This is a genomic window from Flavobacterium sp. CHNK8 (assembly GCF_019774515.1).
Taxonomy (GTDB): domain Bacteria; phylum Bacteroidota; class Bacteroidia; order Flavobacteriales; family Flavobacteriaceae; genus Flavobacterium; species Flavobacterium tiangeerense.
In genome coordinates, this window is the sequence record NZ_CP081492.1 from 1,612,454 (window position 1) to 1,638,564 (window position 26,111).

24 protein-coding genes are annotated in these 26,111 nt (G+C 32.2%); 9 read left to right on the top strand and 15 right to left on the bottom strand.

Going from position 1 to position 26,111, the window contains the following annotated elements; translation table 11 throughout:
• Nucleotides 1-32: 32 nt before the first annotated feature.
• Nucleotides 33-998: a Gfo/Idh/MocA family protein gene (locus tag K5V07_RS06780; protein ID WP_158729952.1), complete on the bottom strand. Its 966-nt coding sequence runs from the start codon at nucleotides 996-998 to the stop codon at nucleotides 33-35.
• A gap of 144 nt (nucleotides 999-1,142) precedes the next feature.
• Here K5V07_RS06780 and K5V07_RS06785 point away from each other — a divergent pair, with 144 nt between their 5' ends.
• Entirely contained in the window at nucleotides 1,143-1,784 is a 642-nt protein-coding gene (locus K5V07_RS06785; RefSeq protein ID WP_144891796.1) for a protein-L-isoaspartate(D-aspartate) O-methyltransferase, read from the top strand.
• Nucleotides 1,785-1,963: 179 nt separating this feature from the next.
• Here K5V07_RS06785 and smpB read toward each other — a convergent pair whose 3' ends face one another.
• Nucleotides 1,964-2,416 carry an SsrA-binding protein SmpB gene (smpB, locus tag K5V07_RS06790; protein ID WP_086454511.1) on the bottom strand — a complete coding sequence of 151 codons (453 nt, stop codon included), beginning with the start codon at nucleotides 2,414-2,416 and terminating at the stop codon, nucleotides 1,964-1,966.
• Between the two features lie 37 nt (nucleotides 2,417-2,453).
• A complete protein-coding gene (locus tag K5V07_RS06795) occupies nucleotides 2,454-2,939 on the bottom strand; it encodes a histidine phosphatase family protein (protein WP_221916887.1) in 486 nt (161 codons plus the stop codon).
• Nucleotides 2,940-2,997: 58 nt separating this feature from the next.
• Between K5V07_RS06795 and K5V07_RS06800 the strand changes: the two genes are divergently transcribed.
• On the top strand, nucleotides 2,998-3,222 hold the full coding sequence (locus K5V07_RS06800) for a VF530 family DNA-binding protein (protein ID WP_221916888.1): 225 nt from the start codon (nucleotides 2,998-3,000) through the stop codon (nucleotides 3,220-3,222).
• Here the strand turns inward: K5V07_RS06800 and K5V07_RS06805 are convergent.
• The 3 genes from K5V07_RS06805 to K5V07_RS06815 form a co-directional block, all read right to left on the bottom strand.
• Nucleotides 3,219-3,770, bottom strand: a complete 552-nt coding sequence (locus K5V07_RS06805) for a DUF3575 domain-containing protein (protein ID WP_221916889.1) — start codon at nucleotides 3,768-3,770, stop codon at nucleotides 3,219-3,221. The two genes, K5V07_RS06800 and K5V07_RS06805, sit on opposite strands and share 4 nt — an antisense overlap.
• Nucleotides 3,771-3,876: 106 nt before the next feature.
• A complete protein-coding gene (locus K5V07_RS06810; RefSeq protein WP_221916890.1) occupies nucleotides 3,877-4,428 on the bottom strand; it encodes a GNAT family N-acetyltransferase in 552 nt (183 codons plus the stop codon).
• A gap of 9 nt (nucleotides 4,429-4,437) precedes the next feature.
• Nucleotides 4,438-5,289, bottom strand: a complete 852-nt coding sequence (locus K5V07_RS06815; protein ID WP_221916891.1) for an aldose 1-epimerase family protein — start codon at nucleotides 5,287-5,289, stop codon at nucleotides 4,438-4,440.
• Between the two features lie 156 nt (nucleotides 5,290-5,445).
• On the opposite strand from K5V07_RS06815, the gene K5V07_RS06820 reads away from it, so the two are divergent.
• A complete protein-coding gene (locus K5V07_RS06820) occupies nucleotides 5,446-7,713 on the top strand; it encodes a M1 family metallopeptidase (RefSeq protein WP_221916892.1) in 2,268 nt (755 codons plus the stop codon).
• A 76-nt stretch (nucleotides 7,714-7,789) separates the two neighbouring features.
• Here K5V07_RS06820 and K5V07_RS06825 read toward each other — a convergent pair whose 3' ends face one another.
• Entirely contained in the window at nucleotides 7,790-8,830 is a 1,041-nt protein-coding gene (locus tag K5V07_RS06825) for an agmatine/peptidylarginine deiminase (RefSeq protein ID WP_221916893.1), read from the bottom strand.
• A gap of 175 nt (nucleotides 8,831-9,005) precedes the next feature.
• On the opposite strand from K5V07_RS06825, the gene K5V07_RS06830 reads away from it, so the two are divergent.
• Nucleotides 9,006-10,532 carry a choice-of-anchor I family protein gene (locus tag K5V07_RS06830; RefSeq protein ID WP_221916894.1) on the top strand — a complete coding sequence of 509 codons (1,527 nt, stop codon included), beginning with the start codon at nucleotides 9,006-9,008 and terminating at the stop codon, nucleotides 10,530-10,532.
• 75 nt (nucleotides 10,533-10,607) lie between these two features.
• Here K5V07_RS06830 and K5V07_RS06835 read toward each other — a convergent pair whose 3' ends face one another.
• Nucleotides 10,608-11,495 carry a carbon-nitrogen hydrolase gene (locus K5V07_RS06835; RefSeq protein ID WP_182651157.1) on the bottom strand — a complete coding sequence of 296 codons (888 nt, stop codon included), beginning with the start codon at nucleotides 11,493-11,495 and terminating at the stop codon, nucleotides 10,608-10,610.
• Nucleotides 11,496-11,675: 180 nt separating this feature from the next.
• The gene (locus K5V07_RS06840) at nucleotides 11,676-12,788 is read right to left on the bottom strand and encodes a polysaccharide lyase family 1 protein (protein WP_221916895.1); all 1,113 of its coding nucleotides are present in this window, start codon (nucleotides 12,786-12,788) and stop codon (nucleotides 11,676-11,678) included.
• A 230-nt stretch (nucleotides 12,789-13,018) separates the two neighbouring features.
• Here K5V07_RS06840 and K5V07_RS06845 point away from each other — a divergent pair, with 230 nt between their 5' ends.
• Nucleotides 13,019-13,612 (top strand): Crp/Fnr family transcriptional regulator, encoded by a 594-nt coding sequence (locus K5V07_RS06845; RefSeq protein WP_182651155.1) that lies wholly within the window; start codon nucleotides 13,019-13,021, stop codon nucleotides 13,610-13,612.
• Here the strand turns inward: K5V07_RS06845 and K5V07_RS06850 are convergent.
• On the bottom strand, nucleotides 13,599-16,304 hold the full coding sequence (locus K5V07_RS06850; RefSeq protein ID WP_221916896.1) for a S8 family serine peptidase: 2,706 nt from the start codon (nucleotides 16,302-16,304) through the stop codon (nucleotides 13,599-13,601). The genes K5V07_RS06845 and K5V07_RS06850 overlap by 14 nt on opposite strands.
• Nucleotides 16,305-16,874: 570 nt before the next feature.
• Here K5V07_RS06850 and K5V07_RS06855 point away from each other — a divergent pair.
• The 3 genes from K5V07_RS06855 (at nucleotide 16,875) to K5V07_RS06865 (ending at nucleotide 19,119) form a co-directional block, all read left to right on the top strand.
• Nucleotides 16,875-17,705, top strand: a complete 831-nt coding sequence (locus tag K5V07_RS06855; protein WP_144891773.1) for a M57 family metalloprotease — start codon at nucleotides 16,875-16,877, stop codon at nucleotides 17,703-17,705.
• A gap of 119 nt (nucleotides 17,706-17,824) precedes the next feature.
• Nucleotides 17,825-18,253, top strand: a complete 429-nt coding sequence (locus K5V07_RS06860) for a hypothetical protein (protein ID WP_221916217.1) — start codon at nucleotides 17,825-17,827, stop codon at nucleotides 18,251-18,253.
• Between the two features lie 14 nt (nucleotides 18,254-18,267).
• Nucleotides 18,268-19,119, top strand: a complete 852-nt coding sequence (locus K5V07_RS06865; RefSeq protein WP_221916371.1) for an IS3 family transposase — start codon at nucleotides 18,268-18,270, stop codon at nucleotides 19,117-19,119.
• Between the two features lie 54 nt (nucleotides 19,120-19,173).
• Here the strand turns inward: K5V07_RS06865 and K5V07_RS06870 are convergent, their stop codons facing one another.
• The 3 genes from K5V07_RS06870 to clpB all read right to left on the bottom strand — a co-directional run bounded on the left by K5V07_RS06870 (nucleotide 19,174) and on the right by clpB (nucleotide 23,243).
• Nucleotides 19,174-19,425: a hypothetical protein gene (locus K5V07_RS06870; RefSeq protein ID WP_144891771.1), complete on the bottom strand. Its 252-nt coding sequence runs from the start codon at nucleotides 19,423-19,425 to the stop codon at nucleotides 19,174-19,176.
• A gap of 99 nt (nucleotides 19,426-19,524) precedes the next feature.
• A complete protein-coding gene (locus K5V07_RS06875) occupies nucleotides 19,525-20,394 on the bottom strand; it encodes a DUF808 domain-containing protein (protein ID WP_221916897.1) in 870 nt (289 codons plus the stop codon).
• A gap of 242 nt (nucleotides 20,395-20,636) precedes the next feature.
• On the bottom strand, nucleotides 20,637-23,243 hold the full coding sequence (gene clpB, locus K5V07_RS06880; protein ID WP_221916898.1) for an ATP-dependent chaperone ClpB: 2,607 nt from the start codon (nucleotides 23,241-23,243) through the stop codon (nucleotides 20,637-20,639).
• Nucleotides 23,244-23,439: 196 nt separating this feature from the next.
• Here clpB and ytxJ point away from each other — a divergent pair, with 196 nt between their 5' ends.
• Nucleotides 23,440-23,826: a bacillithiol system redox-active protein YtxJ gene (ytxJ, locus tag K5V07_RS06885; protein ID WP_221916899.1), complete on the top strand. Its 387-nt coding sequence runs from the start codon at nucleotides 23,440-23,442 to the stop codon at nucleotides 23,824-23,826.
• 70 nt (nucleotides 23,827-23,896) lie between these two features.
• Here the strand turns inward: ytxJ and K5V07_RS06890 are convergent, their stop codons facing one another.
• Nucleotides 23,897-25,057, bottom strand: a complete 1,161-nt coding sequence (locus K5V07_RS06890; RefSeq protein ID WP_221916900.1) for a hypothetical protein — start codon at nucleotides 25,055-25,057, stop codon at nucleotides 23,897-23,899.
• On the bottom strand, nucleotides 25,044-26,042 hold the full coding sequence (locus tag K5V07_RS06895; protein ID WP_221916901.1) for a DUF2157 domain-containing protein: 999 nt from the start codon (nucleotides 26,040-26,042) through the stop codon (nucleotides 25,044-25,046). The genes K5V07_RS06890 and K5V07_RS06895 overlap by 14 nt, the downstream gene beginning before the upstream one ends.
• Nucleotides 26,043-26,111 lie beyond the last annotated feature (69 nt).

Here is a 26,111-nt window from a genome sequence, read left to right on the forward strand (position 1 = left end):
ACTGAAAACCTTAAACTTTAAAGTAATTTTATTTATTTCTTAAAACAATCAATAATTTGATAGGCAACTCGTAATGCTTCAGTTGCTTGGTCTAAAGTCACTACTGGAGTTGTATTGTTGTTGATTGAATCTGCAAACGATTCTAACTCATCCAGAATGGCGTTGTTTTGTTCAACATCTGGATTGGAGAAGTAGATTTGTTTTTTGATACCCTCGGCATTTTGTAAAATCATATCAAAATCACCTGGAACCTCTGGAGCGTCTTTCATTTTTACCACTTCACATTTTTTCTCTAAGAAATCAACAGAGATGTAAGCGTCCTTTTGAAAGAAACGAGATTTCCGCATATTTTTCATCGAAATTCGGCTTGCTGTCAAGTTGGCAACACAACCATTTTCGAATTCAATTCTAGCATTTGCAATATCAGGGGTGTCACTTATCACCGAAACGCCGCTGGCGCTAATATTCTTCACTTTTGATCTAACCACACTTAAAATAGCATCAATGTCATGAATCATTAAATCTAGAACCACTGGGACATCAGTTCCACGCGGATTAAATTCAGCCAAACGGTGTGCTTCAATAAACATGGGATTTTCAATCATGTTTTTTGTTGCTATGAAAGCAGGATTAAATCGTTCAACGTGACCTACTTGCCCTTTAACATTATATTCATTGGCAAGAGCGATGATTTCTTCAGCTTCCTCCACTGTGTTTGAAATCGGTTTTTCAATAAAAACATGTTTCCCTGATTTGATAGCTACTTTTGCACATTTGTAATGTGAAAGTGTTGGGGTAACAATATCAATTACATCAACAGCATGAATAAGAGTTGCAATAGTACTAAAATGTTTGTATCCAAACTCTTTTGATATCTTTTCAGCATTCTCTTGATTTGGGTCATAAAACCCTACCAATTCATATTTGTCAGATTGTTGTAATAAACGCAAATGTATTTTTCCTAGGTGACCAGCACCTAATACTCCAATTTTTAGCATAAGGGTGTATTTTTTACAAAAATAGCAATTAAATGATTAATCTATTGTTGAATTAAGACAAATTGTGCGCTAAATTATTATTTAAAAACCAATATTTGATTTCAGTTTTTCTTTTCTATTTTTACAGAAATAAAAAAATAAATTTTGAAAGATACAGCCAAACATCAAGGACTTCGGAATCAATTAGTAAGCGTTTTAGAGCAAAAAGGGATTACGGATAAAAATGTTTTGGAAGCCATAAAAAAGATACCACGTCACCTATTTTTGGATTCAAGCTTTGAAAATTATGCTTATCAAGATAAGGCTTTTCCTATTGGTGCTGGGCAAACTATTTCACAACCGTACACCGTTGCTTTTCAATCCCAATTATTAGAAGTAAAAAAGGAAGATAAAATATTAGAAATCGGTACTGGTTCTGGATACCAAACGGCAGTTTTATGTACCATGGGCGCTAAAGTGTATAGTGTAGAACGCCAAAATGAATTGTTTAAAAAAACCACAAACTTATTTCCTAAACTTAATATTCGTCCTAAACATACTTCTTTTGGTGATGGATACAAAGGGTTGCCTAATTACGCACCATTTGACAGCATTATTGTTACGGCTGGTGCGCCAATTATTCCTAAACCGTTGATGGCGCAATTAAAAATAGGAGGAAGGCTAGTAATTCCACTTGGTGAAGACGTGCAAATTATGACCTTGCTGATTCGAATTAATGAAACTCAATTTGAAAAGCACGAATTTGGAGAATTTAGATTTGTTCCTTTATTAGAAGATAAAAATTAAAAAAAAAAATCATCTTCAGCGCTTTATGAAAAAAGAGTTGTAGATGATTTTTTTTGGCTTAGCCCAAAAATGAATTTTCTTAAATTATTTGGAATAAAAATAAGATATTTTACTCTGGTTAGCTATCGTAATTTTTCATCAAAATAGCTTTACTCTAAAACAAAAAAAATCATTTTAATTTAAAATGATTTTTTTATGCGTTCTAAGTCTCGTTTTGTATCCTGTTCTTTTAAAGATTCTCGTTTGTCATAAGTTTTCTTTCCTTTACAAAGGCCTATTTGAAGTTTGGCCATTCCTTTTTCATTTGTAAATAATTTAAGAGGAACTATTGTTAAGCCTTTAGCCTGAACACTTTTAGATAAGCTTTTAAGTTCTTTTTTATTTAAGAGTAATTTACGTTCGCTACGGGCTTTGTGGTTGAATTGATTCCCAAAAGAGTATTCCTCAATGTAGGTGTTTATGGCAAACAATTCTAGATTACTGAATTCACAAAAACTTTCTGTAATATTGGCTTTGCCTAAACGAATTGATTTAATCTCAGTACCAGCCAAAACGATTCCAGCCGTAAATGTTTCGATAATTTCATAATCGAATTTGGCTCTTTTATTGTAAATATTAATTGTTTTTAACATGGTGCAAAGGTAGCAAAATTAAAATATCAAGCAATGATTATGGCAATTTCAATAAATGGTAGCTTATAGTATCACCAGTGATTGTAATTACATACAAGTTCCCAAAAACCGTATCTTCAATATCAGGAAACAAATTGTATTTGATAACTTGGTTTACAAATTTGGGTATTGAATTACTATGCCCTACAATCAAGACTTTTTTATTTAGAGTTTCATTTTTGAAATTTTCAATATTTAAATCTTTAAGATCGTACAGTTTAGTTTTTATATTTTTAGCAGTAGCTGTAGGTGCTGCAGTTTGTGTGGTTCTTTTAAAATCGGTAGTATAAATTTCGTCAAAGTGAACATCGGCGAAAATAGCATTCCATTGATTGGCTCTTTTCAATCCATTTTCTGATAAATCAGGATTTTTGGAATCATCTACTTTTTCGGCATGTCTAATAAAATAATAGGTAGTAACATTTTGTTGTGCTAAACAAATATTAAAAAACAATAGGGCAAGGATGAGTAGGTTTTTTTTCATGGTTAGATTTTTTAGGGGGTTAATAAATCATAAATTTTAGAATGTATATATTTGTACAATGGATAAATTAAAATCAAAGGACCCGCTACACGGAGTCACGCTTCAGCAAATTGTAGAAAAACTTGTAAATCTTTATGGATTTGACACCCTAAGTGAACTGATTAAAATTAAATGTTTTTCAAGTAATCCAAGCATTAAATCCAGTTTGACTTTTTTAAGAAAGACAGATTGGGCTCGTAAACAAGTTGAAGATCTATATGTTAAAAGTATAAATAAATTTTAATTTATTTTGTAAGAAACCATTACGCCGCCTCTGTAAGGAAGTGACTCCCCGCTTTTGTTGTAATTTTTTACATTTTCATAGCGTTCACCTGTGGTTAAGTCATATCCTTTGTAAAATCCTTGGTGCCAACCACCACCTAGGAAACAGTCAATCATAAATTTTTCATTTACTTTTACTTGATATCCTATAGTTGCACCAGCAAAATAACCAAACCCTTTTTCATATAAATTAGTATTTAAATAGTTCCACTTTTGGAAATTAAAAATACTAGCTCCTATATGTGCACCTGCATAAAAACCGTTGTATTTTTCTTTAAAATGGTATCTGTATTCTGGAGTGAAAGTATAAAATTCTCTGGGTTTACCGTTGATTGATTTCCAAAAAGAGGCCAAAGCATCAAAATGAAAAGTTGATTTCTTACCTATGCTCGTTTCAATACCTACATTTGGTATCGTTAAAATCGTTGTAAAAGCATTTACTTTAACATAAGTTTGAGCAGAAAGAGTAGCACTAGAAATTAAAATTATAAGAACAATTAATTTTTTCATAAAAAAAGTCAGTAGGATAATGTTTTAAGAGGAATTATTAATCAACAAAAGTAACAGTTATTTCCAAAAATCATAATTAATTTTGTTGATTTTAAGTTTTTGAAAATTATGATTTATTGATTAAGGAGTAAATAGCTGAATCTAAAAATCGGCCCTCGTAAAATTCATAATCTTTGAAATGAGCTTCTTTTACAAAATTATTATTTTCTAATACTTTTGCCGATGCAAGATTTTCTGGTGCTATAACCGCTTCTATTGAATGTAGTTTTAAGGCGTTAAACCCATAATGAACTACAGCCTTGACAGCCTCAGTAATGATTCCTCTTCTTTGATAATCAGGCAGTAGCATGTATCCAATTTCTGCTCGGTAATGTTCTGGTTTAATGCGATAATGACCAATAATCCCGATAAGTTTTGGACTATCTTTTAAAGTTATAGCCCAATTGATGCCCTCATTAACTTCAATTTTATGATCAATCATTGCAATATGCTCCAATGCTTCTTCATCCGTTTTTAACAAAGGACGAGGAATATACTGCATGGTTTCTGGATTAGATCGTAACATTAAAATTTCTTTTACATCACCTGTGTTTACTCTTCTTAAAAGTAAACGGTCGGTTTCAAGATTTGGAAATGGTGTAAAATTGATAGTCAACATAGAATTTTATTAAAGAATTTTGATAGTAAATATGGATTGAAAGGTTGCGTTTGGTTCTAAAATTTGAATACCCTCTTTTAGTAGTAAATCTCCAGTGCTCTCTAGTACATCAGAATATCCAAACCAAGGTTCAATACAAATAAATGGTGCTGATTTTTTTGTCCAAATTCCTAAACTTGGAAAATCCTCATATTCAACTTTTAAAAGAGGTTTTTTATTTTCTAAAATTGTAAGTTTTTTGGACTGTATTGTTTTGAAAATTAATGCATCAAGCGCAAATAAATCATAATTTAGTTTTACTTTTTTATTTTGAAGATTTAATTTTTGGGTCTCCTGTGATATTAAATCATTTCTTAATAAATGATACTCTAGAGGCTCCTCTTTTTCAAATTCAATTTCATAATCTTCAAATTTTAATGGTAAAGCGAAGGCTGGATGGGCTCCAATAGAAAAGGGCATGGCTTTTTTTCCAAAGTTTTTAACCAGATAGGAAATTGATAAATTTGTTTCTTTAAGAGTATAAATGATTTGTAATTGGAAATCAAAAGGATAATTTTTTAAAGTATCACTGGTACGTGATAATGAAAAAACAGCTCTTTCATCATTCGCTTCAAGAACTTCAAAGTCCATGTCTCTGGCAAAACCATGACGGGTTAAATGATAATCATTATTCTCGTAATGAAAAGAATTTTTTTTTAAAGTTCCTACTATTGGGAATAAAATAGGGGAATGTTTGCCCCAGAATTCGGGATTACCATTCCACATATATTCTCTTGTATTCTGGTGTTTTAGAGAAATGAGTTCTGCACCATGATGATCTATTGTTGCAGTTAATTTGTTGTTTTTTAAAATTGTAGTCAAAATAATTTTGTTTTTACTGAGATACTCTGAATTTGCCGTAAATATATTCAATATTTAATAACAAGATGTTTTTTTTCTCAAAGTGCTAAAATTCTTAATCTTTTATACTCAAAATTATCTTTTTTTTCATTAATTTGTAAACAAAATCAATTAACTATGAAGAAAATCAATCTTGGATTTTTTGTACATGCGAGCTTATTATTTATTGGAATAATAAATTTGAATGCACAACAAACTCCTGAAAATACTGCTAATACAGTATCAAAGTACGACTATCATGATGCTTTTGGACCTCATTTTTACACTAAAAATGGAACTGCAACACGTTCAGCAAGTGGTCAACCAGGGTCAGAATATTGGCAAAATAGTGCTAGTTACAAACTAACAGCTAAACTTGACGAGAAAAACAATGAAATTTCAGGATCTGGAATTATAACGTATACCAACAATAGTCCTGATAAATTAGGATTTGTTTGGATGAATTTGGATCAAAATCTTTTTAAAGCAGACTCTCGTGGAAGTGCAATAGTACCATTATCAGGTAGTAGAAATGGGGCACAAGGTCAAGTTTTTGACGGAGGTCACAAAATAAAATCAGTATCTGTAATTAGTACAAACAAAGGTGTAGCTACAGAAACACCTTTAAAATATGTGATTTCTGACACTAGAATGCAAGTTTTTTTACCGCAAGCATTGAGTGCAAAGGGAGGTTCTACAAAAATTAAAATCGACTTTTCATTTATTGCTCCTTATGAAGGATCGGATAGAATGGGCGTTTTAGAAACTAAAAACGGAAAAATTTTTACAATAGCACAATGGTATCCTCGTATGTGTGTATATGATGATGTGCGTGGATGGAACGTGAATCCTTATTTAGGGGCATCTGAATTTTATTTAGAGTATGGTGATTTTGATGTAAGTATTACTGCTCCTTCAAATCATATTGTGGTTGCCTCTGGTGAATTGGTAAATCCTACATCAGTATATTCAGCAGTTGAGCAAAGTAGGTTAGCACAAGCGAAGCAAAGTGATAAAACTGTATTTATTAGAACTGCCGATGAAGTGGCAAATACTTCAAAATCAGTAGCAGGAACTACAAAAACTTGGAATTTTAAAATAAATAATGCTCGTGATTTTTCTTGGTCATCATCAGCCTCTTTTATTTTAGATGCTGCCAAAATCAATTTGCCAAGTGGGAAAAAATCGTTAGCTATGTCCGTTTATCCAGTTGAGAGTGCAGGTGATGCAGCTTGGGGTAGATCTACAGAATATACAAAAGCTTCTATCGAAAACTACTCTAAAAGATGGTTTGAATACCCTTATCCTGCAGCTGTAAATGTTGCTGGAAATGAAGGTGGAATGGAGTATCCTGGAATTGTTTTTTGCAGTTGGGAATCAAAAGGTGCTGATTTATGGGGTGTTACAGATCATGAATTTGGTCATATCTGGTTCCCAATGATTGTAGGATCTAATGAACGATTGTTTGCATGGATGGACGAAGGTTTCAATACTTTTATCAATTCATTAAGTTCAATTGATTTTAATAATGGAGAATACAAAGAGCCAAAAGCAGACATGCATCAAAGAGCAGAAATGTATACAAGTCCTTTTCTGGAAACAATAATGAGTTCACCAGACAATATGAAGGAGCGTAACATTGGTCTTTTGGCCTATTCTAAACCTAGTTCAGGTTTAGTTATTTTAAGAGAGCAAGTTTTAGGACCTGAGCGTTTTGATTTAGCATTGAAAACGTATGTAGAGCGTTGGGCTTTCAAACACCCACAGCCTGATGACTTTTTTAGAACAATTGAAAATGTTGCTGGAGAAGATTTGAGTTGGTTTTGGAGAGGTTGGTTTCAATACAATTGGCGTTTAGATCAAGGTATAAATTCAATAAAATATGTAAAAAATGACCCTAAAAAGGGAGTTATTATTACTATTGAGAACTTCGAAAAAATGGTCATGCCTGTATCTCTTGAAGTAAAAACTAAAAGTGGAAAAATTACAAGAGTAAAGTTACCAGTTGAAGTGTGGCAAAAAAATAAATCTTGGTCGTTTAAACACAATTCTACTGAAGAAATTGAAAGCATCACATTAGATCCTGATCATGCGTTTCCAGATTCTAATACTGCCAATAATGTATGGACTGCTGACAAAGGTTTACTTGAAAAAGATGTAATTCTGGATGGTTATTTGGGAACTTTTTCAACTCAAATGGCACCTCTTAAAATCACTTTTTCTGAAAAAAATGGAGCGCTTAATGCCTTGATTACAAATTATCCTGCATTTTCTGTGGAGAACATTGGAAAGAATGCTTTTGAATCAAAACAAGCGGGACTTAAGTTTGAGTTCAACGAAAGTTTAAACGGTTTTGAAATGACTGTTCCAGGTGGACAAAAAATTCCTTTTACCAGAGATAAATAATTTTTTGGAATTTTAAAAGAAGAATTTATTTTAACAAAAAAGACTTGTAAGTATTTACAAGTCTTTTTTTATTTCTTTATTTAGGTATTTGCTGGCTTAAACAGTGTAGGGTTCCAAAACCCCAAATAAAATCAGTTGCATTTATGCCGATAATTTCTCTATCTGGAAAACATTCTGCTAGTATGTTTAGTGCTTTGCGGTCGTTACTATCATTAAATGTAGGTACTAAAACAGATTGGTTTAAAATCAAAAAATTAGCATAGCTAGCAGGTAATCGCAAACCGTCAAATTCTACTTTCTTCGGCATTGGCAAGGCTACAATAATTGGAGATTTTCCGTTTTCAAGTTTTGCATTTTGTAAACGTTTTAAATTGTCTTGTAGCGGCTTATAATTTTTATCAAGCGGATCGTTTTCTACAATAGTGACAATGGTATCTTCGTTTACAAATCGACACAAATCATCAATATGTCCATGAGTATCATCGCCTTCAATTCCGTCGCCTAACCAAATCACATTGGTTACGCCAAGATATTCCTTGAAAACGGCTTCGTAATCTTCTTTTGTAAAGCCTGCATTTCGAACCTGTATGTCTGGGTGCATTAAACATTCCTCTGATGTTAATAAGGTTCCACGCCCGTTTACATCGATGGCACCACCTTCAACAATCACCGGCTTTCCTTTGTACATGACTTGAGTCACAGGAATATTTAAAAATTCGCCTACTTTAGCAGGAACAAATTTATCTAATTGTATGTTTTTGTATTTGGCCCAGCCATTAAAATTAAAGTTCAAAGCTTCTCTTTCGGTTCCGTTCTTTATAATGATAGGTCCAGAATCACGCATCCAACTTCTATTGGTTTTGTGAATGATGTACGAAACATTTGTTAGTTCAACATGAGCTGTTTCCAGCATGGTGTTTACTTTTATTTTTTGGTTTTCATCTGCCACAACCAAAAAAACAGTTTCAAAAGTTGCTACTTTTTTAATAAATTCTACAAAAGCCCATTGAACTGCTTCATATTTTCCAGGCCAATCTTTCCCATTATGAGGGAAACACAATAGCATTCCTTGTTGTTTTTCCCATTCGGCTGGAAAACGCCTAGTATTTGTAGTCATATTATATATGTTTATCAAGGTTGCAAATATAATGATTCAGGCTCACTTAAAAAACGAGCAAACATTGCAATTTTTTAAAACTGCGTTTTCATTTATAGTGTTAAGGTAATGATTAAATAATATTGTGTTAATTACAGTTGATTTGTTCATTTCTATTTTTGGTAAAAAATAATTTATGAAAAAATACAGTATTTCACTTCTAGCTGCAATTTTGATTTTGTCTAGTTGTACTAAAGAGGATAATTCAAGCAACGATCAAGAGACTATTGTGAATGAAAATCCTGCCTCATTTAAAGAAATTGGAAGTCTTACAATAGGAGGAACAGGTGCTGCTGAAATTAGTGCATATGACGAAGTATCTAAGAAATTATTTACTGTCAACAATAGCAATACGAATAGAATTGATGTAATTGATTTGTCAAATCCAGCGAGTCCAAAATTTGTAACCAGTATTGATTTGACGCCTTATAATGGAGCCTCAAATAGCGTTGCTACCTTTAATGGTAAATTAGCTGTAGCCTTAGAGGCAAAACCGAATAAGCAAGATGCTGGTAAAGTTTTGGTTTTTGATACCACTACATACGCTCTTATTAAAGAAATTACGGTTAGTGCCTTACCAGATATGATTACATTTTCTCCTGATGGAAATTTTATCATGACTGCCAATGAAGGTGAGCCAAACGACACTTACTCGATTGACCCAGAGGGTTCCGTATCTATAATTGCGGTAAATAGTAATTATGCGGTTACAACTTTAAATTTTGCAGGTTTTGTAAACCAGTTAAATACGCTCAAGGCAAAAGGTTTTAGAATTGCTAGCGTAACTAATAATTTCGCATCAGATGTTGAACCAGAATACATTACTATATCTGCTGATTCTAAAACAGCTTGGGTAACTTTACAAGAAAACAATGGGGTTGCTAAAATTGATTTGAGTAGCAAAACGATTACGAATATTTTTCCTTTGGGTCTAAAAGACTATAATCTTGCTGACAACGCAATTGATGTTAGTGATAAAGATGGAGGAATCTTTATGAAACCTTGGAAAATAAAAGGAATGTATCAACCAGATGCAATAAGTAGTTTTGAAGTAAATAAAATATCTTATTTTGTAACTGCAAATGAAGGTGATGCTAGAGAATATAGCGCTTTTGTTGATGTAAAAAGAGTAGGTAGTTCATCAGTAATTCTTGATCCTGTAGCGTTTCCAGATGCTACAGCACTAAAAGCTGAGACTAGTTTAGGTAGGCTAAATATTAATACTAAAATGGGAGATACTGATGGCGATGGCGATTTTGATGAGCTAGTATCGTTTGGGTCGAGGTCGTTTTCAATCTGGAATGGTACAACTGGTGATTTAGTTTATGATAGTAAAAATGAATTGGATAAAAAATCACAAGAATTAGGTTTTTATGATGACAGTAGAAGTGATGATAAAGGGGCTGAGCCAGAATCTGTAGTAGTTACAAAAATGGGGGCTAAAACAATACTTTTTGTAGGTCTTGAACGCGCAGATGCAGTAATGATTTATGATATCTCAAATCCTGCAGCACCTAAACTAATGCAAACTATAAAAACGGGTGATGCTCCTGAGGGTCTACTATATATTCCTGCTTCAAAAAGTCCAACAAAAAGAAGTTTGCTTGTGGTAAGTAGTGAAGGTGACGGAAGTGTGAAAGTTTTCCAGCCAGATTTGAACTAAAATGTACTCTCGAAATAAAAAAATCCCTGCTTGAATAAAGAATTCAGCAGGGATTTTTTGTTTTAAAAAGAGCAGTTAGTCAATTGCTCTTTTTGTAATATCTCCAAAGGCATCTATACGTCTGTCTCTAAAAAATGGCCAGTTTTGACGCACATTTTCTTGTAAGTCTAAGTCAACCTCGGCAATTAAAATTTCTTCTTTATCATGTGAGGCTTGCGCCAAAATTTCACCTTGTGGCCCACAGATAAATGAAGCTCCCCAAAATTCAATTCCAGGAGTTTCTGGTAAATATTTTTCTAAACCAATACGGTTTGCTGCTGCAACATAAACACCATTTGCAACGGCATGACCTTTCATTACATTCATCCAAGCGCCATATTGGTTTTCACCATATTGCTCTTTCTCTTGCGGATGCCAACCAATTGCTGTTGGGTAAAACAATACTTCGGAACCTTTTAAAGCTGTTATGCGTGCTGCTTCTGGATACCATTGATCCCAACAGATTAATGTTCCTATATTTCCTTTCTGTGTACGATTATTTTTAAATCCTAAATCACCCGGTGTAAAATAGAATTTTTCGTAAAAAGCGGGATCATCTGGAATGTGCATTTTTCGATACAATCCTGCCTCTGAACCATCAGTATCAATAATATAGGCACTATTGTGATAAATACCAGCCATTCTTTTTTCGAAAAAAGGAACAATAATTACAACTCCTAATTCTTTTGCCAAAGCACTAAAAGCAGTAAAAGAAGTGCTGTATAACGGTTCCGCCAAAGCAAAATTATCTACATCTTCACTTTGACAAAAATAATGACTGCTATATAATTCGGGTAAAGAAATTACTTCGGCGCCAAGTTTTGCTGCATCTCTAACCCAACTAATACATTTTTTTAAATTATTTTCGGCTACATCATTCAGGTTTAATTGAATAACAGCTATTTTATACTTTTTATTTGACATTACATAAATTTTAGAATACAAAAATAGTAAATTTTATGGCTAGTATAAAATAGACCTCACGTGTTTGCTAATGAACTTTACTAAAGAATTTTGAAATAAGCTTTCTACTGCTTTATAATTAGTAAAAAAAACAACACTTCCTGTTTTGCAAGAAGTGTTGTTTTAAAAATTTGAAATTAATTAAAAAGATCCACAAATATTTCCAGTAAATGTAGCACCTGCTCCAGCTGTAACATCAGCTTTTACAGCGCTAGCAGACAGTAGCGGTATGGTATAACTTGGTGTAAAAGCCGTATTGCTTCCAGCAGTATTACCCGTTGTGTTTGTAAATATGTTTCCTATAACTGTAACAGCAGTATAGCCTGTCATAAGGTCAATAGGTTGATTTACATTTTCAAATACATTATTTTCAACTCTAATGCTAGCTTCAAGACCTGCAGCTACACATTTATTACTAGCAGAACTGTTAAAGTAGTTGTTTACAATATGTACTTTACCAAAACGTACTCTTGGCATTCTTTCTTTACATCCAGTAGCCCACCAACATCTTGCAAAAGTTATTCTAAGTTTACCTCTATCTGCTGTTGCACCATCACTAGACCCTATTAAATTTGAATATCTGTGATCTGGTGAACCTCCTGATCCACCTGGTTTTGGAGCTTTTAGGTACGTGAATTTAGTGTAAGAGACAGTTACAAAGTCTGACTGATTTTTGATATCTAAATTCCCATCAACTCCATCTCTAAACTCACAATGATCTACCCAAACATTTTGGCAATTATCAATTATTGCATTATCCCAACCATCTGTATCATATGCACCTGGTCCTTCAAAAATTAGATTTCTAAGAATGATATTTTTACATCTCTTAATATTTAAAATTCCAGAATTGGCTTTGGTTTGATCCGTCGAAACTAATTTTGCACCGCTGGCGCCATAAATTGTTTTTCCAGTTTGATCTTGAAAAGCAATACGACCCGTTGAAGTAGCAGGAATAGTAATGGTTCCTGTTACTTTAATGACTTTCACAGAAGTGTTTTCTATTGCAGCTTTTAATTGCGCATAAGTACTTACTACTGTTTCTGTAGCGTTGCCACCTCCAGTAGTTCCACCATTTTGTGATGCCCAGCCAGGAACAGCTGCACAATCGCCAACTCTTGCATTGTTCTTTGATGTTTTTGTTTCTAACTGTGCTGTACCTGCATTAGTTTCTGCAGTTTCTTCATTGTTACAACTTGTGAACCCAAAGAAAAGACTCACAATGAAAACGGATACATTTAAATTTAATTTCATAGTACTTTTTGTTAAATGTTAGTGATTTAAAGCATTACAAAATAAATCATAAAAAAAGGTATTATTATTGAACTTGTTCAATAAAATCTATAATTAATTAAATTTTGTGTTTTTTATTGATTGTTATATTGAAAATACTATAATTTTATTATTTTTACGTAATCGATTGCATAACCTACTGTTTTTCGATTAAAATAATGCATAATTAATATAAATAAAACCCCAAAAAAATGTACGAATTACTGCGAAATAATATTGAGAAAAAAATTCCCTTGACCAATGAAGAATGGGAATTAATTCAGGAAAACGTAAAACAGGTTAAACTAAAAAAAAATGATTATCTCCAAATTCAGGATTCTAATAGTAAATACGAAGCCTTTGTTTTAAATGGAGCATTCAAAATTTATCACTTGAAAGAAAATGGTGCTGAGTGTATACTTTTTTTTGCATTTGATAATGATTGGATAACTGATGTTGAAAGTTTTTATCATGATAAACTTACAAGGTATAACATCAAAGCACTTGAGGATTGTGAAATTTTGGTCATTAATAAAATAAATAAAACTAAATTATTTAAAGAAGTTCCAAAGCTTTTGAAATTTCACACCTTGCTGATTGAAAAAACAAATATTGTCATGCAGGATAGATTGCTTGATATCTTGAACAAGACATCAAAGCAACGTTATTTAGATTTTATAAACAAATATCCTGTAAAAGCACAGCGAATTAATGATAGGAATCTCTCATCGTATCTGGGTGTTTCTCATGAGTTTTTATGTAAGATAAAAAAACAATTTAAGTTAGAGCGTACTACTGAATGCTGACTTTTCCCGTTTTATTTTTTCCTGTTTTAGAGATGATTTTGTAAATGTAAATACCACTTGGTAGACTTGGTAAAGTGATGGAAGTACTTTTTGTAATGAAGGATTGTGATACTGTATTTTGCCCATTCATGTTAAAAAGATAGAAAAAAGTTTCTTCTTCTTTTTTAGTTTCAATATTGATGTCTTGGTTTGGTTTTAAAGCCGTTGGATAAACAAAAAAATCACTTTTTCCCATAAAAATAATATCAATAGCTGTTGAATTTATTGTTGTATTATCTTCTAGTGTCAGTCGTACCCTGTATTTGTTAAATCCTTCTGATGGAGCGACATCATCTAGAGTAAAATTTTTAGATAAAGGAACATTCTTCGATGTTAAAAGTATTTCTTTGTTGTTGACTAATTTTAAGAGTTCCACTTTTTTTATTTGAAATAGACTAAAAAGATTTGTTGAGATTGTGATTAGGTTCTCAGTTGTAATCTCGGCATTTACAAATTCAAAATAACAATTGGAGTTATTTTCATAACGTAAAGTAGATTCGCTTTTTATAACCTCAACAGAGTTGAAATTAGGAGAGACAGCGTGAATTTTACCGTTTGTATAGGTGTAGGTTGAATTAGTAACTTGCTCCTTGAAAGTAAGTTTTGTATCAACTAATTCGTAAATATTAAAGCTAGAAACAGTTTCTGGTTTAGTCCAATTGATTTCAGTTGTTCCATTACAAACTAATGAAGTCGTGGTATTTAAATCGTACGAAATGATAAAATTATCCGAAATAAACTCTTCATTACCAATTTTCATTTTAAGTTTTGCTTTCGTAAAAAGCTCTTTTAAAGGTAGGTATAGGTATTGTCCATTTTCTATATTGATGTTCGTTTTGATGGATTCCCAAGTTTGTCCATCGTTATAACTTATAGATAATTCACCGTTAGTTCCTGTAATTGTTGAGTTCCATTTTATTGGTGAAATTAATTTACCATCTAGCGGGAAATTATCATTTAGAATAGGATAGTTCCATTCGAATGAGTTTTTTATCTCATAATCATAAACAATACTGTAATCTTGACTATCCGTATTTAGTAAACCAGCACTTATGGATATACTGTATGTTTGAAATTGAGGGTCAGTAATTTCTATTTGTTCAATTGTATTGACTTTATCAATACCTTTTGTTGCGGGTAACTGAGGTGAATTGGGATTTAATATCCATGGTAAAAAAGTTTCTGATGGTGAAATTAACGCTAAATCTAAATCATGTATTAAACTAATGTTAGTATTTACTTGGGCTGGCGGATCATTCCAAACCAATGTTATTTTTAAATTCTTACTATTATTTGGTATGGTTATTTGGTGCAAGTTTTTTTGTTCAGACTTTATAGTTCCTGTTATAATTCTATTTTGTTGTATGGTATTTAAACATTTTAAGGCATTTACGTTTCCATAGCCATAAGTAAAATCAGGACCTAAATTTCCTAAATCTTTTGCACTATTTATCAAGATTGCTTTTGCAGTTGCATTCTGTAAAGAAGTTGTATGTGTTTTGTTGTAAAGCTCTTTCAATAATGAAATAATTCCTGATGTGATTGCAGTTGCATTTGAGGTACCCTCTGTACTGTAAGCTACGATTTCGGGTTTGATCCTACCGTCATACGCAGGACCTTTTGATGAAAATGGCATACTGTTTTCACTAGCATTCACACTTCCTACCACAATACTATTCTTTGATTGTTTAAAATTTCCTGTAATGCTTTTAAATCCTTCAGTCCCTCTATTTCCTGCTGAGAAAACATGATTGATTGTAGAATTCTCGTAAAGAGTTTTGTCAAATGCTGCCGCTAGATTGCCATAGAAATTCTCAATTACAGTACCATAAGAGTGGTTTTGAATGGTGGCTCCTTGCATAGTTGTTATTACATCTGGGAAGAGAGAGAGAAAATTGGATGATTGAATTTTTGCTTTTGGAGCAACACCCTTGCCCAAAACAGAACTATTTCCTAAGCCTGCAACTATTGTAGCCATTGCAGTTGCGTGCTTTGAAACTTGACTAGATTGTGTGTTAGAAGGAATATGTTTATTTAACAAATCAATATCGTTGATGTCAAAAAATTCATCTTTAATAGATACAATTTGATTTAAACCCGTTATGTCTTTAAAATTTTTTACCAACATATTAATTTGATTAACGCTAAAGTTTTGGTCAATAATTTTAGATTCAACGGTAGGGGTGAAAGATTCTTGGGTAATGGATAAGACGTTATGAAGGGGAATGATTTGGTTAACTAAAGATTTGTAGTTGGTATTTATAAATACTACATCAGATTGGATAAAGTATTCTATCTGTAATGCTTTAAGTTTTTCTGTTAGTTTTAAAATATCGTTAGTTACGATTATATACTTTTTCTTCGATGAATGGTTTTTTAGATTGCTTGGTAATTTCCACATATTATTTAATGGATATAATTTAATATCTTGATTTTCAACCGAATTTTTTGAAAAGGAAATCACACTAAATTTTGAATCTAGTTTTTTTATAATCTTACAATTATTTAAAAGTGCATCTTGTGTTTTTACAAGATAAAATTGAGCTGATGATTTATCTCTTTTTTCTTTAATAAATTGTTTCCATTTTTCTTCCGTTTGTGCAAAAAGGATAAAAGGAAAAATAATAATAAGTATGGTATATTTAGTTTTCATCAACTTTTTTGGGATATTAAATATTTTTTTTAATCTTAATATAATGTAAAATAAGTGTTATTAATTTATATCTAAAATAAACATTTTTTTTAAATAAAATACTTCTAAATTCTGTTTTATTCGATGTAAAAAGTGTTTTTATAAATTTTAATTCTTACAAAAAATATGTTAAAAATTTAAAGTAAACTATTTTGTATTTAAGTTTTTTGTTTAAATTAAGATCTGATACAGCTGATTGTAAAAGTCAAATTTAAACAATTTAAGTAGAACTTGTTTTGCGTAAATTGATAAATAATTCAAATAACCTGATTTTGTTTTTACCTTATTCGAAGAAAGTGTTTTTATTTAACATTTTGATTGACGTATCATTAAAAGTGTAAAATTTAATAAAAACGAAATTACTGGGTTTACAAGCTTTTTATATTTATTAATATAACAATAAATGTTAAAATTGTTATATTATTTAAATTGTTATATTCGTACAAAAATAATTGTCTACTTTCGATGTAATGATTTTGTAAAGTGTTCAAAAATACAATTCATTAATTAACCCCAAAATAACCAAAAACAATGAAAAAAATTAAATCAATTTTAGTAATGTCATGCGCAGTTATGGCATTTATATCTTGTAGTAAAGATGATGAAACCAATCAAACAAATCTTGAAGCAACTAAAATAACTCCTGAAATTCTAGCTAAAATTAGTGCTCTCTCTTTTAATAATAAAGATGTGAAAGTGGTTAAGCATACTAATCCAAATGGAACAACAGAAGATGCTTTCTTAATAGAAGGCGATATTGTTATGACCAAAGATCAATTAAATAAAATGGACTTGCATGGTGGTATAACAACTGAGCAGTACCGAACTAATAACCTTGTTTCAGGACCTAGAACTATTAAAATAGTAGGTTTATCAGGAACTGGTACTTCTGCTTTAAGTGCTAACATGCGTTCTGGATTACAGGCTGCTGTAAATAGATACAATAGTTTAGGTTTGACACTTACTTTTACATTAACTTTTAGTTCAAACACAACAGGTGCTAATATCGTTGTTAGAAGAGCTACCGGTAGTGCAGGTGGAGTAGCTGGATTCCCATCTGGAGGTGCGCCTTTTAATTCAGTTACATTATATTCAGGAATGGATACATATTCTGTAGGTGTGAATTCTCATGTAGCTGCTCACGAAATTGGACATTGTATAGGTTTGCGTCACACAGACTGGTTTAGCCGTCAGAGTTGTGGATCAAATACAAGCGAAGGTGACGGTGGCGTGGGAGCCGTACTTATTCCTGGAACACCATCTGGTTATGATGCAACTTCTTACATGAGAGCATGTTTTAGTTCAAGTGACACAGGAGCTTTTAATGGTAACGATGTTACTGCTTTAAATTATTTATATTAGTAAATAACCAACTAAGAGCACTTTACAAAACATAAAAAAGGCTGTTTCTTATTTAGAAACGGCCTTTTATTTTTTTTTATTGTCCCGTCCTGAAATAGCGATACACAAAAACAATCGTTATGGAAGAATACACGAATTATGTAAAGCGCACCCAGCGAGATTACAGCATGTCCTTAAAACTTCAAATCGTTAGAGAAGTTGAGCAAGGTAGTTCATCAATTACCCAAATTAGAAAACAATATGGCATTCAAAGCCATGCTACAGTTCTGGGCTGGTTACGAAAATTTGGTAACTTTGATTGGGAAAACCAATCCCCTTTGAATATGGCAAAGTCACCCGAACAAAAAATTATGGAACTTGAAGCCCAAGTCAAGCTATTAGAAAAACAAAAGGCTCTTTTAGAACGACAAGCTTACGTTGCAGATAAAAAAGCAATCTTGTTTGACATGATGATTGATTTAGCTGAGAAAGAATATCATATCGATATCCGAAAAAACTCTGCACCCGAACAATCGCCCGCTTTAGAGCAAAAGAACAAAAAACAGTAGCGTTTACCTGTTATTTGTTCGGGATAGACAGACAGGTTTATTATCGAAAGACTAGAAGAATAGCATCCAAACAAAACAAAGCCAAAGAAGTGATTTTGATGGTGAATAATATCAGGAAGACAATGCCTAGAATAGGTACTCGAAAACTATATTATCTTTTGTTGGATAAACTTCAATTAATGAAAATTGGAAGAGATAAATTCTTTGATATACTCAGAGCCAATCATTTATTGATACATCCTAAACGAAGTTATCATGTAACGACTAACTCACATCATCGATTTAATAAACATCAAAATCGAATTCTAGATTTAGAAATTAACAGACCAGAGCAAGTTTGGGTCTCTGATATAACCTATATAGGAAAAAGAGATAATCCTTGCTATTTAAGCTTAGTCACAGATGCTTATTCTAAAAAGATTATGGGATATTATGTTGCCGATAACATGAACACAGAAAGCAGTTTGAAGGCTTTTAAAATGGCTCTTAAACACAGAAACAACAAAAACTTACCATTGATACATCATTCAGACAGAGGGATTCAATATTGTGCTAATGACTACCAAAAGCAACTTAATAAAAATAAAATTCTATGCAGTATGACACAAAACTCTGACCCTTATGAAAATGCAGTGGCAGAAAGGATCAATGGTATTTTAAAACAGGAATTTAGGATTGACAAATACAATCAAAAAGCAGAAATCATGCAAAAAATTGTAAAAGAAGCTATTGATATCTATAATGAAATCAGACCTCATTATTCTAATTACATGCTTACTCCAAATCAGATGCATCACCAAAACAAAATTAAAATGAGAACCTATAAAACAAAAAACAGTAGCAAACCAGAGCTTGCTACTGTCTAAAATTGTACTTTTATTTTTTATTAATCCTGTATCACTTTTTCAGGACTAGACATATTATTCATTTGCTTCACCTACTTCTTTAATTTGATCTAAAATATTAGTTTGATTGGGAGCAATATAATTTTTTAAATCTACTGGAGTTTCTTTTTTAAAAAGTAAATCAAGTGCATTATAGAGTTTCAAAAGTACATCTTTATCTTCTTTGGCAATGGATACTGAATTGTTAAAATCAAAAACATAATTATTAGAGTTACGCACTTCAACTTTAATTGTTTTGGGAGTGATTTTAAATTTTACGATGTCCATAATGCTGAAAATTAATAATGATACGATTTATTTGCAGTTAGCTTTGACTTAGGGATTAATCATTCAAAAGCAAAAATGATTAAAAATGAAAAGTATTGTTTATTTTTTTGCAAATAACTTTTTGAAAAGCATAACAAAACCTAGTGTAATTAATCCAATGATTAACGCAACGACAAATTCAGTTATGATTGAAGGTATTTGAGGTAATATTCCATGTAAAAAAGGAATTTGATGCATAAAAATACCTCCGGCAACAAGTAATAAAGCTATTGTACCAATTACTGATAAACTTTTAATAACCATAGGCAACGCTTTTACTAATACAGTACCGATTTTTGTTCCTATACTGTTCTCGTTTTTACTCATACTGATTAATTTAAGACCTGCTTCGTCCATACGAACAATAAGACCTACAATTCCGTAAACACCTATCGTTGCTACGAGTGCAATGAGGGAAACTACCACTATTTGGGATGAAATAGGTTTTTCTATTACTGTTCCTAGAGCGATAATTACTATTTCTACAGATAAAATGAAATCAGTTACAATTGCAGATTTAATTTTCTCTTTCTCAAGAGATAGAATCTCTTCTTCGGTCATGGGCTGTGCTGTTATATCTTCATGTTTATGTTCATGTGGAAAAAAATATTCATATATTTTTTCAGCTCCTTCATAGGCCAAATAGATTCCTCCTAGCACCAGTATTACGATTACAGCAATTGGTAAATAGTGACTCAATAAAAAAGCTATAGGTAAAATTATGATTTTATTTAACAGAGATCCTTTGGCAATAGCCCACAAAACTGGTAATTCTCTAGAGGAAATAAATCCTGAAGCTTTTTCAGCGTTTACAGCTAAATCATCTCCTAAAATACCTGCAGTTTTTTTTGCAGCTACTTTACTCATTACAGCAACGTCATCCATTATTGCAGCTATATCATCTAAAAGTACGAAGAAACCTGATGCCATTATGTTCTTTTTAAAAGTTGTTTGATTACCCTAATTATGAATTTTTAGGGTGTTTTATTTTTAATATTTATGTTTTGCGAAGCTAAAACTTTTTATTTAAAAATTAATTTTAAAAATGCCAAAAAGTAAAAATTTACACTAGTTATAATCTTCATGTCTTAATAAGGGAGAGGCTTCAATTTGTAATGAATCATTGAAGCAAAAAAAGAAACCACCAGTGTCAAACTGGTGGTTAAAAAAAATTAAGAAACTAACTCACTTTGATTCCTAAAGACTAGTTTGTTATCAAATGCATCAAGCAGTATAATACTATCGGTAGTTATTTTTCCAGCAAGGATTTCTTTGGATAAAGCATTAAGGACTTCACGCTGAATGACACGTTTTACTGGTCTGGCACCAAATTGTGGATCATAGCCTTTAATACTTAAATAGGCTATTGCTTCAGGTGTGGCATCCATAGTGATGTTTTGTAGTGCTAGCATTTTAGTTACAGATTTTAGCTGTAAACTAACAATTTTAGTGATATTAGCATTTGTCAAAGGAGTAAACATAACAATTTCATCAATTCTATTAATAAATTCTGGTCGGACAGTTTGTTTTAATAAACCTAAAACTTCAACTTTGGCTGCCTCGGTAGCAGCCTCAATACTGCCTTTTAAATTTTCAAATTTATCTTGAATGATTTGGCTACCCATATTAGATGTCATGATGATAATGGTATTCTTAAAATCAGCAAGACGACCTTTATTATCTGTTAAACGTCCTTCATCAAGTACCTGCAATAAAATATTGAAGGTGTCAGGATGTGCTTTTTCAATTTCATCCAATAAAATAACAGAATATGGTTTTCTGCGAACGGCTTCTGTTAGTTGACCGCCTTCGTCATAACCCACATATCCTGGAGGCGCACCCACTAATCTACTTACACTATGGCGTTCTTGATATTCGCTCATATCAATTCTGGTCATAGCGTTTTCATCATCAAATAAGTATTCGGCTAAAGCTTTTGCCAATTCTGTTTTTCCCACTCCGGTTGTCCCAAGAAAAAGAAACGTACCCACCGGTTTTTTCATGTCCTGTAATCCTGCACGACTTCTTCGTACGGCATCGCTTACGGCTTCAATTGCTTCCTCTTGACCTACTACACGGCGGTGTAATTCTTCTTCAAGATGTAAAAGTTTCTCTCTTTCACCTTGAAGCATTTTTTGCACAGGGATACCAGTCCATTTTGCTACAACTTCAGCAATGTCCTCGCGTGTTACCTCTTCTTTAATTAAGGAACTTCCACCGGCTTGATTAACAATAAGTTCTTGATGTAAAATTTCAAGTCGTTCTTGAGCTTCTTTAATTTTACCGTAACGTATTTCGGCTACTTTTCCGTAATCTCCATCGCGTTCAGCGCGTTCAGCATCATATTTATAATCTTCAATTTCTTTTTTAATCAATTGAATGCCATCAACAACATCTTTTTCTGATTTCCACTTGGTGTAAATTGTATTTCTATCCTCTTTAAGATTAGCCAGTTCTAGGCCAAGAGATTTGAGTTTACTTTCATCTTTTTCTCTTTTAATGGCTTCAATCTCAATTTCAAGTTGCATTATTTTTCGATCCAAAACATCCAGCTCTTCTGGTTTTGAATTAATTTCCATTCGGATTTTTGAAGCTGCTTCATCCATTAAGTCGATGGCTTTATCCGGTAAAAATCGGTTTGTGATGTAACGTTGGGATAATTCAACAGCGGCAATAATTGCTTCATCTTTTATTTGAACTTTGTGGTGTGTTTCGTATTTTTCCTTTATACCACGAAGTATGGAGATAGCACTATCAGTATCAGGTTCTTCAATTTGCACTTTTTGGAAACGTCTTTCTAATGCTTTATCCTTTTCAAAATATTTTTGATATTCGTCTAATGTTGTGGCACCAATAGCGCGTAACTCTCCACGTGCCAATGCGGGTTTTAAAATATTTGCCGCATCCATAGCACCTTCGCCACCGCCAGCACCTACAAGCGTGTGAATTTCATCAATAAATAAAACGATGTCTCCATCTGCAGCGGTAACCTCTTTAACTACTGATTTTAAACGTTCTTCAAATTCGCCTTTGTATTTGGCGCCTGCAATTAATGCACCCATATCCAGTGAAAATACAATTTTATCTTTTAGATTTTCAGGCACATCTCCATCTACAATTCTATGTGCTAATCCTTCAGCAATGGCAGTTTTACCCACTCCAGGTTCTCCAACTAGCATGGGATTATTTTTAGTCCTGCGCGTTAGTATTTGTAATACACGTCTTATTTCTTCGTCACGACCTATTACGGGATCTAGTTTACCAGATTTAGCAAGTTCGTTTAGATTTTTGGCATATTTATTCAAAGAATTATAGGTCTCCTCAGCAGAAGCCGAGGTTACACGTTCTCCTTTTCTTAGTTCATCAATTGCGGCTTTCAATCCTTTTTCGGTCACACCTTGATCTTTTAAAATCTGAGACGCTTTAGTCTTCGAGTTAAAAATAGCAAGTATTAAGTGCTCTACCGAAACGTACTCGTCATTCATTTTTTTTGCAATTATTTCGGCTTCGTTTAGCGTGGTATTTGCAGTTCTAGAAAGCATTATTTCGGCACCAGTAACTTTCGGGAAACTTTGAATTGTACTTTCAAGTATTTGAATAAATAAGGGAACATTTACATTTTGTTTTTTTAATATAAATGGCGCTACGTTTTCATCAACTTCTAAAATAGCTTTAAAAAGATGTTCGTTTTCAATTTGTTGCTGTCCATAGCTTTGTGCTAATTGTTGCGAAAGTTGGATAGCTTCTTGAGATTTGATGGTAAATTTATTGATATTCATTTTTTTAGTTTTTTGCAACAAGTTTTTGCCTGTTTTTGTTAGTAAAATACTTTAATCACAGTTTCTTATTAATTTATTTTATCTTTGTGACTGATTATTCAATTAATATTCCACAGTAAAATTACAGACAAAATGGCTTATTAAATATGATTTATATCATATTGAACAGTCAAAATGACTGAAAAACCGACAAATTATGAGTTTTTTAAAAAATATTTTTGGTAGTAGTGATTCTAATGACCAAACTAATTCAATGACTTGGGAGCCTTTGCAAGCATTAGAACAACTAGATGAGATAATAGCCCAATCTCAAGTAAAACCTGTTGCCATTTTTAAGCATAGCACTCGTTGTAGTGTGAGTAGAATGGCTTTGAAACAGTTTGAGAATGAGTTTAACTTTCCTGAGAAAGTAACGCCTTATTTTTTAGATTTAATTGCTTTTAGAGATGTTTCTAATGAAATTGCTTCCCGCTTTGGGGTTACACATCAATCACCACAATTGATTTTGATTAAAGATGGTAAGGCGGTATACAATGTTTCTCACAGCGATATTGATGCTGGAGAATTGGGAGCTAAATTATAGTTGCAATAACCAATCAAAGAAATTGCCAAGGATTTACAAATATTAGTTTGTTTATCCTTGGTTTTTTATTTTAATAACTTCCTCCAGAACCTCCGCCACTGAAATCTCCATCACCAAATTCCATTGGAGATTCCACCGTAGTTTCAGGTTTTAATCCCAATTGTGTCGCCATGAATATTTCGGCAGTGCCAAATAGATTTCCGTGTGAGAAACGATCTGGTTGAAAAGTAACACCATTAGTATTGTTTTTAATCTTTTTTATAGCAAAAAAAGTAAATGCAAATAATACCAAACCACCAATGGTGAGGGCAATTTCAACAGGTAAAACAGCATAGTAAAAACGAATGGTATATATTGAAAAACAAAGAGCTAGGATTCCTATCCAAAGCATAAAGCGGTCTTTTTTGTACAAAGACAAAACCAAATAACTCACCGGAACTATAAAGGTGAATCCATAAAAGAAAATGGCAAACGGAATATCGTTATTTGCAGTAACAATTACACCCATTAATTCACTTGAAAGTTCTCTAACCACCATATAATTTCCTGATATGTAAAATAAAATCAGTGCAAAAGCTTGTGTAAAAACAATGCCATTGTAATAAAATGGGAGTGTTAATCTTGCTAATAGTTTTTTGCTGCCAAAATAGATAACAATTGCAAAAAACATCATAGTAAAAGGCAGTATAGTTTTTGCGAAAGCGCCTAATTCAAACATCAAGAAAAGTATAGAACAAGTGAGTGTTATACAAAATAAGAAAACCATTGATAGCTGTACATATCTAAAATAACAAAGCAAGGAGGTTATTGAGAGTATGAGGGAAATGGTAAGTTTGTTTCCGTCTGTTGAAATGCCTATAGCAATTGCTAAGCACAATTGTCCACCTAGTATGAACGCATCGTCAAGGCCATAACCGTAATATTTTTGATTGGTTAAAACTTCAGTACCAATGAAACCAATGATAGCAAAAAGATAAACCAGAAATTGATAATTTTCATTCATTGAATCTAGGCTAATTAGAGTAAGAAAGCCACAAATGGAGGAATATAAAAAGCTCCCTAGCAGAAAAAATCCAATTCGGATTAAGATGTTTTTTTGACTTTTAAGTACGGTTAAATTTTTATCAATTAAGCGAAACTGACTTTCATCTATAAATCCAGCTTTTTTTAAAGAGTGCCCTTCTGAAACTAGAAACTCTTGCTCTAATTCGGTTTTGTTATATTGTATCATGACTAGCTTTTTTATTGAATTGTTTAATAAGTCGAATAAAGTAAATGATAGAACCAATAAAGTAAAAGGGAACTAAGAAAAAGAAAGAGATAAATAATTCGCTATCAATATTGCTGAATTCTAATAATTTGAACAAGAATATATTTAGACCGATATAGGCGTAAATTAAGGTAAAGACAAACAATGAAACCGATTTAATGAGGTAACTGGTACGGTAAAAATAGTAGCAGGAACCAGCCAATAGTATTATAAAAATGCCCCAATAGCTATCGAATAAATTATTAATACAAGCAATGCTTATAATGTGCAAAGCAAAAGTGAGAAATACTAAGCTAAAATGTTTTTTTAAGTCAATATTTGAACTGTAAATAGTCCAAATTACTAATGAAATACCTAATGAAATAGCTGAATAGCTCAGGGTATTGTTTTCGTTAAAATCATTGTGAAGTAAAGATTGCGGAGAAACGGACAAACCAATATATGCTGCTAAACCCGTGATTGCGATTGATAAGATACTTTTATTATCAAAATAATAAGCACAGAAGAAAGCTATTACAGTAGGAACAACAGTAGCTAATCCGTAATGGGTACCAAAAACAGTGTATTGAAATTGTAGATAGCCAACAAAAATGCAACTTAATAATACTGCCGCTAAAATGAGGTAATCAAAAATAGGATTTTCAAATTGAGTTTGTTGTTTTTTAAATCCGATAGCGTTTTTAGAACAGAAGTAAAAACAAAAAACGGTAATCAACAATAATATAGCCAAAATAGCGATGTGTCCAATGCTATCTATGTTTTGGTAAATTAAAATACCGATACCTGAAGTAAATAGTAATACAGAGGCGTACAAAAATAATTTAAGCTCAGTATGTAATGAAAAAAGATTTAAATTTCGGTAGGCCTCTACTTGATTATATTGTTCAGGGGTTATTAATTCTTTTTCTAAAAGACTTTTCGTTGCCTCTTCTTCAAATTTTTTCATACTCATACTATCTTGAAATTTAAACTCAAATATAGGTTTAAAGTGTTAACTTCTCAATAAGAGTATAAT

What these genes read in the sequence shown, in the direction of transcription:
- K5V07_RS06780 (WP_158729952.1), bottom strand. Translation starts at nt 998, where the DNA reads ATGCTAAAAATTGGAGTATTAGGTGCTGGTCACCTAGGAAAAATACAT.
- smpB (WP_086454511.1), bottom strand. Translation starts at nt 2,416, where the DNA reads ATGTTAAAAACAATTAATATTTACAATAAAAGAGCCAAATTCGATTAT.
- K5V07_RS06795 (WP_221916887.1), bottom strand. Translation starts at nt 2,939, where the DNA reads ATGAAAAAAAACCTACTCATCCTTGCCCTATTGTTTTTTAATATTTGT.
- K5V07_RS06800 (WP_221916888.1), top strand. Translation starts at nt 2,998, where the DNA reads ATGGATAAATTAAAATCAAAGGACCCGCTACACGGAGTCACGCTTCAG.
- K5V07_RS06805 (WP_221916889.1), bottom strand. Translation starts at nt 3,770, where the DNA reads ATGAAAAAATTAATTGTTCTTATAATTTTAATTTCTAGTGCTACTCTT.
- K5V07_RS06810 (WP_221916890.1), bottom strand. Translation starts at nt 4,428, where the DNA reads ATGTTGACTATCAATTTTACACCATTTCCAAATCTTGAAACCGACCGT.
- K5V07_RS06820 (WP_221916892.1), top strand. Translation starts at nt 5,446, where the DNA reads ATGAAGAAAATCAATCTTGGATTTTTTGTACATGCGAGCTTATTATTT.
- K5V07_RS06825 (WP_221916893.1), bottom strand. Translation starts at nt 8,830, where the DNA reads ATGACTACAAATACTAGGCGTTTTCCAGCCGAATGGGAAAAACAACAA.
- K5V07_RS06830 (WP_221916894.1), top strand. Translation starts at nt 9,006, where the DNA reads ATGAAAAAATACAGTATTTCACTTCTAGCTGCAATTTTGATTTTGTCT.
- K5V07_RS06835 (WP_182651157.1), bottom strand. Translation starts at nt 11,495, where the DNA reads ATGTCAAATAAAAAGTATAAAATAGCTGTTATTCAATTAAACCTGAAT.
- K5V07_RS06840 (WP_221916895.1), bottom strand. Translation starts at nt 12,788, where the DNA reads ATGAAATTAAATTTAAATGTATCCGTTTTCATTGTGAGTCTTTTCTTT.
- K5V07_RS06845 (WP_182651155.1), top strand. Translation starts at nt 13,019, where the DNA reads ATGTACGAATTACTGCGAAATAATATTGAGAAAAAAATTCCCTTGACC.
- K5V07_RS06850 (WP_221916896.1), bottom strand. Translation starts at nt 16,304, where the DNA reads ATGAAAACTAAATATACCATACTTATTATTATTTTTCCTTTTATCCTT.
- K5V07_RS06855 (WP_144891773.1), top strand. Translation starts at nt 16,875, where the DNA reads ATGAAAAAAATTAAATCAATTTTAGTAATGTCATGCGCAGTTATGGCA.
- K5V07_RS06860 (WP_221916217.1), top strand. Translation starts at nt 17,825, where the DNA reads ATGGAAGAATACACGAATTATGTAAAGCGCACCCAGCGAGATTACAGC.
- K5V07_RS06870 (WP_144891771.1), bottom strand. Translation starts at nt 19,425, where the DNA reads ATGGACATCGTAAAATTTAAAATCACTCCCAAAACAATTAAAGTTGAA.
- K5V07_RS06875 (WP_221916897.1), bottom strand. Translation starts at nt 20,394, where the DNA reads ATGGCATCAGGTTTCTTCGTACTTTTAGATGATATAGCTGCAATAATG.
- clpB (WP_221916898.1), bottom strand. Translation starts at nt 23,243, where the DNA reads ATGAATATCAATAAATTTACCATCAAATCTCAAGAAGCTATCCAACTT.
- ytxJ (WP_221916899.1), top strand. Translation starts at nt 23,440, where the DNA reads ATGAGTTTTTTAAAAAATATTTTTGGTAGTAGTGATTCTAATGACCAA.
- K5V07_RS06890 (WP_221916900.1), bottom strand. Translation starts at nt 25,057, where the DNA reads ATGATACAATATAACAAAACCGAATTAGAGCAAGAGTTTCTAGTTTCA.
- K5V07_RS06895 (WP_221916901.1), bottom strand. Translation starts at nt 26,042, where the DNA reads ATGAAAAAATTTGAAGAAGAGGCAACGAAAAGTCTTTTAGAAAAAGAA.